At 68.2% G+C, this 13,773-nt stretch carries 13 protein-coding genes and 1 pseudogene; 5 read left to right on the top strand and 9 right to left on the bottom strand.

All coding sequences use genetic code 11. From position 1 onward, the window contains the following. Positions 1-326 precede the first annotated feature (326 nt). The 5 genes from ACFVVI_RS09075 to ACFVVI_RS09095 are packed head-to-tail and all read left to right on the top strand — an operon-like array spanning position 327 to position 5,553. Entirely contained in the window at positions 327-1,673 is a 1,347-nt protein-coding gene (locus ACFVVI_RS09075) for an ABC transporter substrate-binding protein (RefSeq protein ID WP_387445366.1), read from the top strand. Beyond that, a complete protein-coding gene (locus ACFVVI_RS09080) occupies positions 1,673-3,793 on the top strand; it encodes an ABC transporter permease (RefSeq protein ID WP_387444694.1) in 2,121 nt (706 codons plus the stop codon). Before ACFVVI_RS09075 ends, ACFVVI_RS09080 begins: the two co-directional genes overlap by 1 nt. Next, positions 3,771-4,484, top strand: a complete 714-nt coding sequence (locus tag ACFVVI_RS09085; protein WP_067444920.1) for an ABC transporter ATP-binding protein — start codon at positions 3,771-3,773, stop codon at positions 4,482-4,484. Before ACFVVI_RS09080 ends, ACFVVI_RS09085 begins: the two co-directional genes overlap by 23 nt. Beyond that, positions 4,481-5,185, top strand: coding sequence for an ABC transporter ATP-binding protein (locus tag ACFVVI_RS09090; protein ID WP_378990209.1), 705 nt, complete (start codon positions 4,481-4,483; stop codon positions 5,183-5,185). The genes ACFVVI_RS09085 and ACFVVI_RS09090 overlap by 4 nt, the downstream gene beginning before the upstream one ends. Further along, on the top strand, positions 5,185-5,553 hold the full coding sequence (locus tag ACFVVI_RS09095; protein ID WP_067444923.1) for a hypothetical protein: 369 nt from the start codon (positions 5,185-5,187) through the stop codon (positions 5,551-5,553). The genes ACFVVI_RS09090 and ACFVVI_RS09095 overlap by 1 nt, the downstream gene beginning before the upstream one ends. A gap of 133 nt (positions 5,554-5,686) precedes the next feature. Here the strand turns inward: ACFVVI_RS09095 and ACFVVI_RS09100 are convergent. The 9 genes and pseudogenes from ACFVVI_RS09100 to ACFVVI_RS09140 form a co-directional block, all read right to left on the bottom strand. Further along, positions 5,687-6,526 (bottom strand): annotated as a pseudogene (locus ACFVVI_RS09100) (NAD(P)-dependent oxidoreductase); the annotation flags it as partial. Next, positions 6,505-7,317 carry an NAD(P)-dependent oxidoreductase gene (locus tag ACFVVI_RS09105; protein WP_387444698.1) on the bottom strand — a complete coding sequence of 271 codons (813 nt, stop codon included), beginning with the start codon at positions 7,315-7,317 and terminating at the stop codon, positions 6,505-6,507. The pseudogene ACFVVI_RS09100 and the gene ACFVVI_RS09105, both read right to left, overlap by 22 nt. A 28-nt stretch (positions 7,318-7,345) precedes the next feature. Next, entirely contained in the window at positions 7,346-7,849 is a 504-nt protein-coding gene (locus ACFVVI_RS09110; RefSeq protein WP_387444701.1) for a DoxX family protein, read from the bottom strand. A 45-nt stretch (positions 7,850-7,894) separates the two neighbouring features. After that, on the bottom strand, positions 7,895-9,553 hold the full coding sequence (locus ACFVVI_RS09115; RefSeq protein ID WP_387444704.1) for an OB-fold domain-containing protein: 1,659 nt from the start codon (positions 9,551-9,553) through the stop codon (positions 7,895-7,897). Positions 9,554-9,618: 65 nt separating this feature from the next. After that, positions 9,619-10,977: a cytochrome P450 gene (locus ACFVVI_RS09120; protein ID WP_067444935.1), complete on the bottom strand. Its 1,359-nt coding sequence runs from the start codon at positions 10,975-10,977 to the stop codon at positions 9,619-9,621. Positions 10,978-10,989: 12 nt separating this feature from the next. After that, the gene (locus tag ACFVVI_RS09125) at positions 10,990-11,181 is read right to left on the bottom strand and encodes a ferredoxin (protein WP_067444937.1); all 192 of its coding nucleotides are present in this window, start codon (positions 11,179-11,181) and stop codon (positions 10,990-10,992) included. 14 nt (positions 11,182-11,195) lie between these two features. After that, positions 11,196-12,056 carry a mycofactocin-coupled SDR family oxidoreductase gene (locus ACFVVI_RS09130; RefSeq protein WP_378990201.1) on the bottom strand — a complete coding sequence of 287 codons (861 nt, stop codon included), beginning with the start codon at positions 12,054-12,056 and terminating at the stop codon, positions 11,196-11,198. Positions 12,057-12,123: 67 nt separating this feature from the next. Continuing rightward, positions 12,124-12,828, bottom strand: a complete 705-nt coding sequence (locus tag ACFVVI_RS09135) for an SDR family NAD(P)-dependent oxidoreductase (protein WP_387444708.1) — start codon at positions 12,826-12,828, stop codon at positions 12,124-12,126. Beyond that, complete coding sequence (locus ACFVVI_RS09140; protein ID WP_387444711.1) at positions 12,825-13,631, bottom strand: TauD/TfdA dioxygenase family protein; 807 nt, start codon at positions 13,629-13,631, stop codon at positions 12,825-12,827. Before ACFVVI_RS09140 ends, ACFVVI_RS09135 begins: the two co-directional genes overlap by 4 nt. Positions 13,632-13,773: the final 142 nt, after the last annotated feature.

The raw sequence follows: 13,773 nt of genomic DNA on the forward strand, positions 1-13,773 counted from the left end.
GGGCGTGGGGCACGGGGGGCTTGTGTATGGGGGGGGCGGCCACTTCGGGGGGGCTGTGGGCTAGTCGGGGGGCCCCCTCCCCGGGGTGTGGGGGTTGGCTAACCGGGGGGGCGCCCCGGGGTTCCCGGGGGCCGCCACACGTGTTTACAGAGTGGTGAATCAGATATTTTCTCAAAGGGTTAATTTTATTCTCTTTCGATGAGAAGATGATTTCCGAAATAGAGAGCGCCGAGAACAGGCGCTTTGTTCGATGAGAAACAGGGCTCGGCCGCCGAGCTTGTGTCAGGAGGACATCGGTGAGATCGCAGCGAGTACTGATCGCCTTGATGGCGACCGCGTTGCTGGTGGCGGGCTGTAGCGGCCGCACCGGCAGCGGGGTCGAAGAGGCCGCGGCACCCGGCGGCAAGGCGGTGACGAGCGACTTCGGTGATCTGAGCGGGGTCTGCCAGACCGGCAAGTCGACGAGTGCGCCGACGCAGGGCGTCACCGCCGGGCAGATCGAAGTCGGCGTGTTCACCGATATGGGCTTCACCAAGAACCCCGAATTGGTCGATGCCGCCAAGGTCTTCACGTCCTGGTGCAACGACAACGGCGGAATCAACGGTCGCAAACTGGCCTTCAATGTCCGTGACGCGAAACTGCTCGAGGTCCGTGCGCGCATGCTGGAAGCCTGCCGCGAGGACTTCGCGCTGGTCGGCGGCTCCGCCGCACTCGATGCCCTCGGCGTCAAGGATCGGCTCACGTGCACGCTGCCCGAGTTCCCGTCCCAGGTGAGTCAGGCCGAGAACACCGGTTCCGATCTCCAGGTGGGATCCGGTGCCTCCTCCGCGCGCCCCTACGACACCTACGCGGGCATGCATCAGTGGCTGTTCAAGGAGGCCTACCCGGCGTCGGCGGCCGCTGTCGGCATCATCGTGGCCGACTCGCCGGTGGTGAAGTCGATGGCCGACCGATACGGGGAATCGCTGCCCGCCGAGGGCGCGACCCTGATCTACAACGACCTCTATCCGGCCGCGGGCGTCTCGGATTGGACGCCCTACGCGCAGTCCATCAAGGCCAAGGGCGTGAAGGGTCTGATCTTCCTCGGCGACTTCCGCAGCCTCGCCAAGCTCGAGGATGTGCTCACCAGCATGGACTACAAGCTGGACTGGGTCGACGTCACCAGCAACGCCTACACCCCCGCGTTCCTCGAGCTCGCCCGCACGTCGCTGGGCGCGCAGAACAACTTCGCCGACCTGTCGGGGACTGTGCCGCTGGAATCGGCGGCCAGTGTCCCGGCGGTGCAGCGGGCCAAGGATCTGTTCGCCCAGTACGCGCCCGACGGGAAACTGACCTACAACGGGCTGCGCTCGCTGGTGCAGTGGCTGCTGTTCGCGAAGGCGGCCTCGAGCTGCGGCGACAACCTCACCCGCACCTGCGTGGTTGAGGCCGCTCGTAAGGAAACAGCGTGGACCGCCGGTGGTTTGCAGGCGCCCGCCGACATGTCGACCCACACCGTGCCGCCCAAGTGCTTCAACGTGATGAAGGCGACCGCGCAGGGCTGGACGAACGCGGACTTCAAGCCCGACACCGGTCCGTTCCGTTGCGACATGAAGCCTTACGTCTACACCAAGGAATACGGTCGCCCGCTGACGCTGGCCGACGTCAACAAGAGCATGAGCGACGTCAAATAATGGAGCAGTTCATCGCTTTCGGCATCGTCGGGCTCAGTACCGCCGCGATCTACGCCATCATCGGCAGCGGCCTGGTCCTGACCTTCACCACGACCGGTGTCTTCAATTTCGCGCACGGCGCGGCGGGCATGGTCTCGGCCTTCGTGTACTGGCAGTTCACCGTGGGCTGGGGCGTGCCGACGCCGATCGCGGTCGCCCTGGTGTTGCTGGTGTTCGCGCCACTGTTCGGGTTGGCGTTCGCGCAGGCGCTGGCGCCGACCCAGGGCCTGGGCGACGCCGAGAAACTCGTCATGACGGTGGCGTTGCTCAGCGGCCTGATGCTCACCGCGCGCTGGATCTGGAATCCGGACGTGGCGCGCACCCTGCCGCGGTTCTTCGCCGACCAACCACCGCTGCACCTGGGTTCGGTGACGATCACCTGGCATCAGGCATTGACCATGGTGGTGGCCGTCGTGGTTGCCATCGCTCTGCGAATCCTGCTGTACCGCACGAGAACCGGTGCGGAGATGCGCGCGACCGTCGACGATCGGGCACTGGTCGGGCTCACCGGCGCCGACCCGCAGCGCGCCAATCGGGTGGCCTGGATGCTCGGCATCGAATTGGCGGCCATCGGCGGCATCCTGATCGCGCCGATGGTGGCCCTGGACGCGGCGCAGCTGTCTCTGCTGATCATCAGCGCCTACAGTGCGGCGATCTTCGGACGGCTGCGCAGCCTGCCGATGACCTTTCTCGGTGCGATCGTCGTCGGCTGCCTGGAGAGCTATCTCACCGGGTATCTGCCACAGAACGAGTATCTGCCCGGACTGCGGCTGGCCGCGCCCGCGCTGCTGCTGCTCGTCGCGCTGCTGCTGTTCCCGCACGGACGGCTGCGCGGGCGCGATCGGCGGTTGAGCCCGGTGCCGTTGCCGAGCGTGCGTGGTTCGGCGGTGTTCGCGGTCGTCGTCGCGGTGGTCGGGCTCATGCTCGCCACCCTGCTCAGCGAAGCGGATCTGATCAGCTACGGCCTGATCTTCGCCTTCGGGGTGATCGCGTTGTCGTTCGTGCCCCTCGCCGGGTTCGCCGGCCAGATCTCGCTGTGCCAGTTGAGCATCGCCGGGATCGGCGCCGTTGCCTACGCGCATCTGGGCGCCGAAGGGCAGTGGTGGGCGCTGCTCGCCGCCATGGCGATCGCGGGCGTCGTCGGCGCGCTGATCGCCCTACCGGCGCTGCGGTTGTCCGGGGTCTACCTCGCGCTCGGCACGGCCGCGTTCGCGGTGGTGCTCGACCGCTGGATCTTCACCCTGCCCTCGTTCGAGGTGTTCGGGGTGCGGATCGCCCTGTTCGACCAGGGCTCGGTGGATCTGGTCGGCCCCAGCCTGTTCGGCACGCAACTGACCAGCACCGCGCAGATCACCGTTTTCGCGGCGATCGTGCTCGGGCTGGCCGGATTCGCGGTGGCGATGCTGCGGCGCGGTCGGCTCGGCCGACGGTTGATCGCCCTGCGCGACAGCGAGGCCGCCTACGCCACCCTCGGCGGAAACCTGCTGGCGGCCAAGATGCTGGTGTTCTCGCTGTCGGCGGCGATCGCCGGACTCGGCGGGGCGCTCTACGGCATGCAGCTGCGGTCGGTGACCGCCGAGCAGTTCAGTTTCGTCGCGGGCCTGCCGATCTTCCTGATCGTGGTCATCGCCGGGCTGGGCGCGGTCGGCAGCGGATTGTTCACCGGCGCTGTCTATTCGGGCCCACTCAACGCGATTCCCGTGTTGTTCCCGGCGCTGACCAATCTCGTCCATGTCCTGCCCGCCCTGGGCGGTATCGCCTTCAGCGGCGGGTTCCTCGGCCAGGGCGCCCTGGCGCAGATCCGTCGCGAATGGGCCGCGGCACTGCGCGATCGGGTCGTCATGGCGGTGCTGCTCGGTGGGCTGGCGTTGCTGTGGGCGTTGCGACTGGGCGATGTCATCAACGGCTACGTGTTCACCGCGGGTGCGCTGATCGCGGCCATCGTGGTGCCGCGCTGGGCGAATCGGCGCCACCGTCCGCCCACACCGGCGCAGGTGCCAGTCGAATGGCTCGGCATCGATCAGGCGTGGACCACAGCAGACAAGGAGATGCTCGATCGTGGGATCGCTACTCGAAGTTGAGCAGGTCACGGTGACCTTCGGCGGTCACCGCGCCCTGGACAAGGCCGGGCTGAGCGCCGAGGCGGGCAAGGTGACCGGACTGATCGGCCCGAACGGCGCGGGCAAGAGCACCCTGTTCGACGTGATCTGCGGATTGCGGCGACCGGTGACCGGCCGGGTCACCATGAACGGCCGCGACGTCACCCGGCTCGGGCCCGCCCGTCGGGCCGGGCACGGGATGGCGCGGACCTTTCAGCGGCTGGAACTGTTCGGCCGCTTGAGCGTTCGCGACAACCTGCTCGTCGCCGCGGAACTCGGGCGCCACCGGCGCGACGCCGCCGGGATCGTCGACGGGCTCCTCGACCGACTCGGTCTGGACGAGGTCGCCGACACCGCCGCCGACGATCTGCCCACCGGCACCGGCCGACTGGTCGAGGTGGGCCGGGCAATGGCCGCCCGGCCCAGCGTGGTCCTGCTCGACGAGCCGGCCGCCGGCCTCGACCACACCGAAACCGAGCGGTTCGCCGCGCTGTTGCGGTCGCTGGCCGCCGACGGCGTCGCGGTACTGCTCGTCGAGCACGACATGGGCCTGGTCATGAATGTCTGCGACCAGCTCTATGTGCTCGACCTCGGCGCGATCATCAGTTCCGGGCCGCCCGAGGTGATCCGCCGTGACGCCGCCGTACTCGCCGCCTACCTGGGAGAAGGATGACCTCGTCACTGGAATTACACGGTGTCCGCGCGGCTTACGACGCGATCACGGTGCTGCACGGTGTCGACCTGCGGGTCGGCGCCGGCGAGGTGGTCGCCCTGCTCGGTCCCAACGGGGCGGGTAAGACCACCACCCTGCGGGTCGCGGCCGGGGTGCGTGCGGTCACCGCGGGCCGACTGGTTCTCGGTGGCCGAGACGTCACCGGGGCCGACCCCCGCGATCTGGCGGCCGCCGGGGTCTGCCTGATCCCCGAGGGCCGTGGCGTGTTCCCCAACCTGTCGGTTCGCGACAACCTGCTGATGATGACGTTCACCGGCAAGACCCATGCCGAGATCGAGGAGGTGGCGTTCAGCCGATTCCCGATTCTGGCCCAACGCGCCGACCAGATCGCGGGCACGATGTCGGGCGGCGAACAGCAGATGCTCGCGCTCGCCCGGGGATTGGCCACCGACCCCGCTGTGCTGCTGCTCGACGAACTGTCCATGGGCCTGGCCCCGCTGGTGGTCGAGCGGCTCTACGAACAGGTCGGTGAGATCGCCCGGCAAGGCGTGGCGGTGCTGGTCGTCGAGCAGTTCGCCGCCGCCGTCCTCGACATCGCCGACCACGCGGCCGTGCTGGTGCGCGGCCGCATCGAATACCAGGGGCCCGCCGACGGCGAACTCCGCCGCGAACTGGCCAACCTCTACCTAGGAAGTCACTGATGACCGAAACACGTGCCGACCGCTTCGCTCGCGAACTGGCCGAATTGAAGATCCCCGATCCCGCCGCGGGCCGGGGGAGTCTGTGGTTGCGCCTCGGCGCGACCGCGATGGTGGCGGGCCCGGCGCTCGCCGTGGTGGCCTACTTCCTGGCGCACAACACCTCCGATCCGCTGGCCCAGCGCGACGCACTGGCGCTCGCGCTGGTCGGGGTGGCGCTCAGTGTCGTCGGCGCCGCGCTGTTCGTCCGCTACTCGCTCACCGGTGTGCTGCGATTCTGGATGGCACGCCAGTCCTACGATCTGAACCAGCTCGGTGATCGTTTGTCGGAGAACCGAATTCAATTGGACGACGCCGCGTCCGTGGCGTGATGAGCGCCTGATCGAGATCGGGATCGCCCCCACATGAGGGCGATCCCGATCCAGGTCACACAGCGTAATACGGTCACACACAGCGTAATACGGTCACACACAGCGCAATTTGGTCACGCGCAGCGCAGTCCGGTCACACGCCGCGCGGGATGTCGAGGAATTGCGCGTCGATCGCGGTGTCGAGCGCACCCATGGTCGCGCCGAGTTCGGCGGCCAGCGTCCGCACCGTGGCGACGTCCTTGCGGAGGAACTCACCGACCGCGGCATGGAACGCGGCCACCGAACCCTTCGCCGCCACACTCGCGGCGGCGCGACTGGCTCCGCTGGCCTGCTGGAGCGCCGACAGTAGGGTCGCCTCGTCGACGCCGAGTTCGGCGGCCAGCTGCACGGCTTCGGTGATCAGGCCGAGCTGGGCCGCGAACAGCGCGTTGTTGACCAGCTTCACGCACTGGCCCGTACCGAGTGGACCCACCGCAAGCACCGGGTCCGCGTAACACCGCAGGACCGGAAGAGCGCGGGCGACGGCGTCTTCGGCGCCACCGGCGAACACGGTGAGGGTGCCCGCATCGATATCGGGCGGCCCACCGCTGACCGGCGCGTCGACCACCCCGAGATCGAAGGAATTGGCTTGCGCGGCAATGTCGTCGGCAGTTCGTGGGCTACCGGTGGTGTGCACGATGAGCACCGACCCGCCGGGCATGCTCGCCAGCAGCGGAGTATCGAGGCAGACCTCGCGGACCTGGGCGTCGCTGAACACGCAGACCACGACGGCGTCCACCCCGGTGCCGACCGCGGCGGTGAACGACACGGGCTCGGCGCCCAACTCGGTGATCCGTCGGCGCGCGTCGCCGGACCGACCGAGCGCGCGCACTTCGTGCCCCGCCGCGACGAGACGGCGCACCATCGGAGCGCCCATCCGCCCCACCCCGATGAAGCCGATCCGCAAGGCGGTCACCGCGGATGGCCGATGAGGCTCAGTGTCTCGTCGGCCGCGGTCAGCGCGACACCGGTCTCGGCGTCGGCCCCGGTGGCGAGTTCGGCGAGCAGCCCGACGTCCTTGCGCAGGGTGTGCCCGGCGTGCTCGCCGATCCGAGCCAGCGTGCCGGCCAGGATACGACCGAGGGCGAAGCTGTTCGCCGACCCGTTCGCGATCACCTCGCCGAGCTTGGCTTGGTCGACGCCGAGGTCGCGCCCGAGCGCCAGAGTGCTCGCCGCGGTCGCGAGATTCGCGGTGAACAGCAGATTGTTGAGCAGCTTGGTGACCTGGCCCGCCCCGGTATCGCCCAGGTGCACCACCGGATCGGCGTAGGTGCCGAACACCGGCCTGCACCGGTCGACCGCCTCGACCGGACCACCGGCCATGACGAGCAATCGCCCCTGGGCGACCGCGGGCGCACCGCCGCTGACCGCGGCGTCGATCAACGTAACGCCCTGTGCCGCAGCGGTTTCGGCGAGCTCGCGGCAGGTGTCGGGATGAACAGTGCTGTGCACGGCCACGATCGCGCCCGGCGCGAGTCCGCCGAGCACGCCGTCCTCGCCGGTCAGGACCTCACGGATGTCGGCGTCGTTGCCCACGCAGAGACAGACCAGGTCGCTGGCCTGGGCGAGGGCGCGCGGGGTGGGCGCGATCTCGGCCGCGGTCTCGGCGAACTGCTCGAGCGTGGCGGGTCTGCGTGCCCACAGGGTGGTCCGATACCCGGCCGCCACGATTCGCTGCGCCATCGGCGCACCCTGACTACCCAACCCGATGAATCCGATGCGCATCAGCGCACCTCCTATTCGACTATGCCGCTCACGCAGCAGGTTCGGGCTGCGGGCGCCAGAACAGCGCGAGCAGTCCCGTGGTCGACGCCACGCCGGCGCCGAGTGCGATGACGCCCCCGGCCCAGCCGGTGACAGTGATTCCGGCGGCATGATCGATCGACAGGCGACCCGGGCCGGTGAAGGCCAGCGCCAGTGCGACCACCGCCAGGACGAGTACGTACTCGTACCCCTCCTTGAAGACGAAGAATCCGTTCGCGCGGTGCGCGAGCAGCCCGGCGACGAGCATGACCGCGATCACCGCCGCGCAGGCCAACGGTGTGGCGAGGCCGAGGATCAGCAGCACGCCCGCCCCGATCTCGGCGACCACACTCGCCCACGCCTGCAAGACGCCGTTGCGCAGGCCGAGGCCGGCGAACCAGCGGGCCGTGCCCGCGATCCGCCCGCCACCGAGCCAGTGGTTGAGTCCGTGCGCGATCATCGTGGCGCCGACGACGAGCCGGATCAGAGTCGGCGCCACCTCGGTGACATCCATGGGTTCACCTCCTGAGCCACGACGGCGTGGCTCGGTCGAATCGGGTCAGTTGTCGCTGGTCAGCAGGAGGACACCACTCGGGGTCAGCCCGCCGCTGCTGGTCACCGCGACCCGCGCGCCCTCGACCTGGCGAGGGCCCGCCTCGCCGCGCAATTGGCTGACGGCCTCGTGCAACAGCCCCATACCGTGGGTGCGGCCGTGGGAGAGCTGGCCACCGTGGGTGTTGAGCGGGAGCAGCCCGTCGCGCGCGATGTTCTTGCCGCCGTCGAGGAAGTCCTTGGCCTCGCCGATCCCGCAGAAGCCGAGGGCCTCGATCCAGGACAGGCAGTTGAAGGTGAATCCGTCGTAGAGTTCGGCGACGTCGACATCGGTGGGGCGCAGCGAGGTACGCGACCACAGATGCGCGGCCTGGCCCAGGACCTGTGGTTCATGGGTCAGGGTGCTCTGGTCCCATTCGATCCGTTCGAGGATCTGGGTACCGACCGCGGCGACCCGCACCGGTGGCTTCGCCAGATCCGGGGTGGTGTCGATCGCCGAGACCAGCACGGCGACCGCGCCGTCGCAGGGGACATCGCAGTCGTAGAGGCCGAACGGGGTGGTGACCGGCCTGGCGTCGAGGTACTCCGGCATCGTCAGGGGTTCGCGATAGACCGCCGTCGGATTCAGCTCGGCGTTGGCGCGCTGGTTCAGCGCGATCCAGCCGAGCGTTTCCCTGGTGGTGCCGTAGCGATGGAAATGCCGTTGGGCGTTCTGCGCCAACGTATGCGCGGCCGAGGTGGCGCCGAAGGGCATCATCCAACTGGTGGTCCGGCCGCCCGTCGGCGTGATCTTGCCGGTGCGCATGAGTTCGTTGTACGTCGCCTCCCAGACGGTGCGGAAGCACAGGACGTGCCTGGCCAACCCGCCGGCGACGGCCAGCATTGCCGCGATCACCGACCCGCCGGGACCGAAGGTCTCGAAACCGCCGTTGTACCAGGTCGGCCGCAGACCCAGCGCGGCCTCGAGCGCGGTCACCCCGCCCTCGCCGAAACCACCGACATTGCCGCCGCCGGGATAGGTCGACAAGCCGTCGATGTCGGCCATGGTGAGCCCGGCATCGGCGACCGCGCGCTCGCAGGCCGCGATCGTCAGCGACAGCGGCGAAACCATCAGCCGCCGACCGATATCCGACATCCCGATCCCGGTGATGGCGACCTTGTCCTCGAACTTGTCCCGGCCGATCATCGGCCGCACGTGCTCGCCGAACCGGTGCGGTTCGATCTCGTCGGCGGGCAGCGGCGCGGGTTCGGGCTGTTCGGCGGTCGGCCGGAACAGCGGCAACCACACATCCGCGTCCTGTTCGAACACGACCTCCATCCGCATCCCCAGCACGAGGTCGGCCGGGTCACAGCCCACCACATTGGTGGTCAGGCGAACCCGGGGATCCTCCTCGACCGCGACCTGGGCCACGACATACGGCGCGGGTAGCCCCGGCACGCTGAACCGCTGGTTGACGGTGAAGCCGACCAGGGTGGCGAAGCCGGAGACCTCCCGGACCCCGAGGGTGTGCCCGTGGCAGTACCGGCACACCGGTTGCGGTGGATGGATCAGGGCCGCGCAAGAACCGCACTCCTGGATCCGCAGGCGCCCGTCGGCGCCCGCGGTCCAGAAGAACTCGTTCTCCGCGGTCACCTGGGGCAGGGGCCGCCCCGATGGCTCGGCCATCTCGTTCCTCACCGATGGCTGGGCCATCTTGTTGTTCACCGATGGCTCGGCCATCGCGTTGCTCACTAGGTACTGGCGTCGCGCTGGGCTGTGACGGGTGCCGCGAGTTGCTGTTCGTCACAGATCGTCTGGAGTTTCGCCAGCGTCTCCTCGAGTCCGGCTCCCAGCCGCACGCCCGGAGTGAACGTCGCCGGGAGGTGCCGCATGCCCTGGATGACCCCGATGGTGTCGTAGTGCACCGCGGTCTCGGGATCACAGCGGTAGTCCGGCATCCGGTCCAGCACGGCGAGCAGCATGCGCTTGAACACGGTCCGCGCCACGTTCGATCCGATGCACCGGTGGATGCCGAGCCCGAAGCTGTAGTGCCGGTTGCGCCGTCGGTCCAGGATGACCTCGTTCGGGTCGTCGAAGACCGCCGGATCCCGATTGGCCATCGCCCACGACAGCCACACCCGATCGCCTTCCTTGAACTGGGTGCCGACGACCTCGCAATCCTCGGCCATCGTGCGCCCGTCACCCGGTGCCGGCGTGTAGTAGCGCAGGAATTCCTCGGTGGCGGAATCGAGGAGATCATCGCGCTCGCGGCTCAGTGTCTCGCGCTGGTCCGGGTTCTCCGAGAGCCATTCCAGGGCGTGCGCGGTGAGCGCGGTCGTGGTGTCGAAGCCGCCGCCGATGAGCAGGCCGAGCATGCCCAGCATTTCCATATCGGGGAGCGGCTCGCCGTTCATCGTCGCGTTGTTGATCGCGTTGATCAGGCCGGGCCGGGGGTTCTCCCTGATCTCGAACAGATTCTGCAGCAGATCGATGCCCATCGTCCGATGCATTTCCGCGACTCGCGGATACTCCGGCGAATCCGGCGGTGTGTACACCGACGCGTGCGCGGGCTCGTTGTAGATCGTCCATTTGGCGAGCGGGATACCCAGCATGCCCAGGGTCAGCACCGCGGGCACGATATTGGCCAGTTCGTCGACGAAATCGATCCGCCCCGACTCGATCTTCTCGTCGATCGCGGCGCGCACGATCTCGTCGATGAACGGGATCCAGCGGGCCACGGCGGCGGGGGAGAGGTACGGATTCAGCGCCGCGCGCACCTCGCGATGCTCGGGCTCGTCCATTTCCAGAATGCCGCCCCGAACACCGCTCGCCCGTGGGGCTTTCGGGATGGAGATGCCCTTGTAGCCGCGCCGGACCCCGGCCGTGTCGTGGTCGTTGGAGATGTGCGGGCAGCGCGCGAGTTCGAAGACCTCACGGTTGCCCGCCGCGACCCAGTGCCCGTCGTGGGTGTCGGTCCAGGCGATCGGGCACTGCTCATGCATGGATTCGGTGGTCGCGACGAATTGGTCCCGATATTCGGGGGTCATTCTGTCGAACGAGAAATTCGGTTTCTTACGTGTGTCGTCGGTCGCCACGTCGTCGACGCTCATGGCGGTGTCCTCTCAGGAAATATCGATGGCGCGTTCCGGGCAGGAGTGCGCTGCTTCGCGCACCTGCTCCTCCTCGTCGGGCGCGACGGTCTCACTGACCGGCGACGAATGACCGTCGAAGTCGCTCAGCTCGAATGATCGGGGAGCGGTCATCGCGCACAGCGTGTGGCCTTGGCAGCGCGTTGAATCGACTCGAACCTTCACGGCGGGAATTCCTTTCAGGCGTGGTAGTCGTACCACTTCAGGTATCCGCCCGCGTCCACCCGCAATTGGCTGCCGGTGACGAAACGGGACTCGTCGGATGCCAGGAACAGCACCGCGTCGCTGATGTCCTCGGGCTCGACATACGGAACCGGCATGGCCTGCATGGTGTGGAAGGCCGGTTCGGCGTCCGCGCGGGTCGGATTCTCGAGATCGGGCCGGAACGAGCGGTACATCGGCTCGCTCTGCAACATCGGGGTATTGCAGTTGGTGGGGTGGATAACGTTGGCGCGGATCTTTTTCGGCGCGATGTGGGTGGCGAGTTCGTGCACCACCATCGACAGCGCGCGCTTGGCGACCATGTACGCGACGCCGCCGGGATCCTTGCCGGGCTGGTCCACCTTGGTGGTGTCCATCAGCGCGGCCAGCGACCCGGTGGCGATGATCGACGCGCCGGCCTGCAGATGCGGCAGCGCGGCGTGGATGGCGTTGAGCACGCCGACCAGGTTGGTGTCGAGCACATCGGTCCAGGCCTGCCACTGCGGCTCGCCCTTCATCCCGGCGATCCCGGCCTGGGCTACGACGATGTCGAGGCGGCCCAGTTCCTGTACTCCGTGCGCGACCGCGTCACGCATCTGCGCGGCATCGCGCACATCGGCCTGGACGGTGACGATGCGCCGCCCGGACTTCTCGACCAGTCGCGCCGTTTCGTCCAGATCCTCGGGACGCGACAGCGGGTACTGGATGGTGTCGATGTCCTGACAGATATCGACGGCGATGATGTCGGCGCCCTCGGCGGCCAGACGCACCGCATGACTGCGGCCCTGGCCGCGAGCGGCTCCGGTGATAAAGGCGACCTTGCCCTCGACACGTCCCACGGGAATTCCTTTCGGTGTGTGCGGTGCCCACCGGAAGGCGGTGAGCCCGTTGTCTGGATTGGTACGACTAGGTGTTACGGCCGCCGTTGACCCCGAGGATCTGCCCGGTGATGTACCCGGCGCTCTCGGAGATCAGGAACGCGCACGCCGCGGCGATGTCCTCGGGTTGGCCCACTCGCCGCACAGGGGTGCGCTGGATGTGGTCGTCGATCGTGCCGCCGAGCAGCTTGGCCGCCTCCGCCTTGCGCAGCATCGGGGTGTCGATGAAGCCGGGCGGGACGGCGTTGACGGTGATCCCGGCCGGACCGAGTTCGAGCGCCAGCGATTTCGTCAGCCCGTTCACCGCGGACTTGGCCGCGACGTAGTGCGCCATGAAGGGCTGACCCGAATGTGTGCTCGACGAGGAGATGTTCACGATGCGACCCCACCCGGCCTCGAGCATGTCGGGCAGCACCGCCTGAACGCAGTGGTAGACGCCGTTGAGGTTGACGTCGATCACCCGCTGCCACTGCGCGAAGTCGATTTTGGAGAAGCGCCCCGTACCGTCCAGGCCCGCGGCGTTCACCAGGATCGTCACGGGACCGAGCTGGGTGCGGATCGCGGCGAAGGCCGCGCCCACCTGCTCGGGGTCGGAAACGTCGGCGGTGTGGGCGAATTCGGTATCGGTCGGGCGCAGATCGAGCGTCGCCACGTGATACCCGTCGGCCTGGAGCCGTTGTGCGACAGCGAGACCGATACCGGAGCCGCCGCCGGTGACCACCGCGGTTTTCACGCCCAGGCCTCCTCGCCCGCGAGGGTGGTCCGGTGCAGTTCGCGTTCGGAGGACGCCTGGTAGGGCAGCGCCCGGTGCAGGATGCCGGTGTTGTCCCAGATCACCAGGTCGCCGACGGTCCAGTCGTGGGTGTAGCCGAAGCGATCCTGCGTCGACCAGGCAAGCAGCTCGTCGAGCAGCGCCCGGCTTTCCGCGGGATCCATGCCGACGATGTGATCGGCGGTGGCGCCGATCACCAGGGATTTGCGGCCGTCCGCGCGCTCCCAGACCAGGGCCGTCTCGTGGCTCGGCTGGGTACGCCAGTCCGCGACCTGTTCAGGAGTCGGCTCCGGATGCACCAGCCGCTGGGACGCCTCGAAGCTGTGCACCACACGCAGACCTTCGTAGCGCTTGCGGTCGGCTTCGGGGAGGTTCTCGTAGGCGGCGTAGGTGCTGGCGAACTGGGTGCCGCCACCCTCCATGGCGACGTGGCGGGCCGTGAGCACGGTGGCCTTGGCCGGCACCTCGTTGGTGGTGTCGTCGATGTGCCAGAAGAACGTGCCCTCGAGGTACTTGGCGGCCCGGTTCTTCGCGGGATCGAGGGTGATCGTGAAGATCTCCCGGCCGCCGGGTGCCAACACCGTGCCCAGCTCGCGGCAGAACGCGAGTTGAGCGTCGTCATCGAGGTGCAGACCGCGCACGACCAGCACACCGCGCCATTTCAGTGCTTCGAGGCACCGGCTGACCACCGTGTCGTCGTGCAGATCGGCGACGCCGGTGACTTCCACCCCGATCGCGGGACGCAGCGCTGTAGTGTGGATCACAAGAATCTCCCTTCCAGTTGCGAGAACCGTACTCTCGCTGAGGTTTCCTCCGCAAGGGCTGATGTCCGCTTTTCGGCAAACGGGCCGCCGGTGATCGCGGTGTCGGTCGCGGCATTCGGCTGATGCGAGCCCTTACATATGG

This window comes from Nocardia sp. NPDC058114, from assembly GCF_042884695.1.
Lineage (GTDB): Bacteria > Actinomycetota > Actinomycetes > Mycobacteriales > Mycobacteriaceae > Nocardia.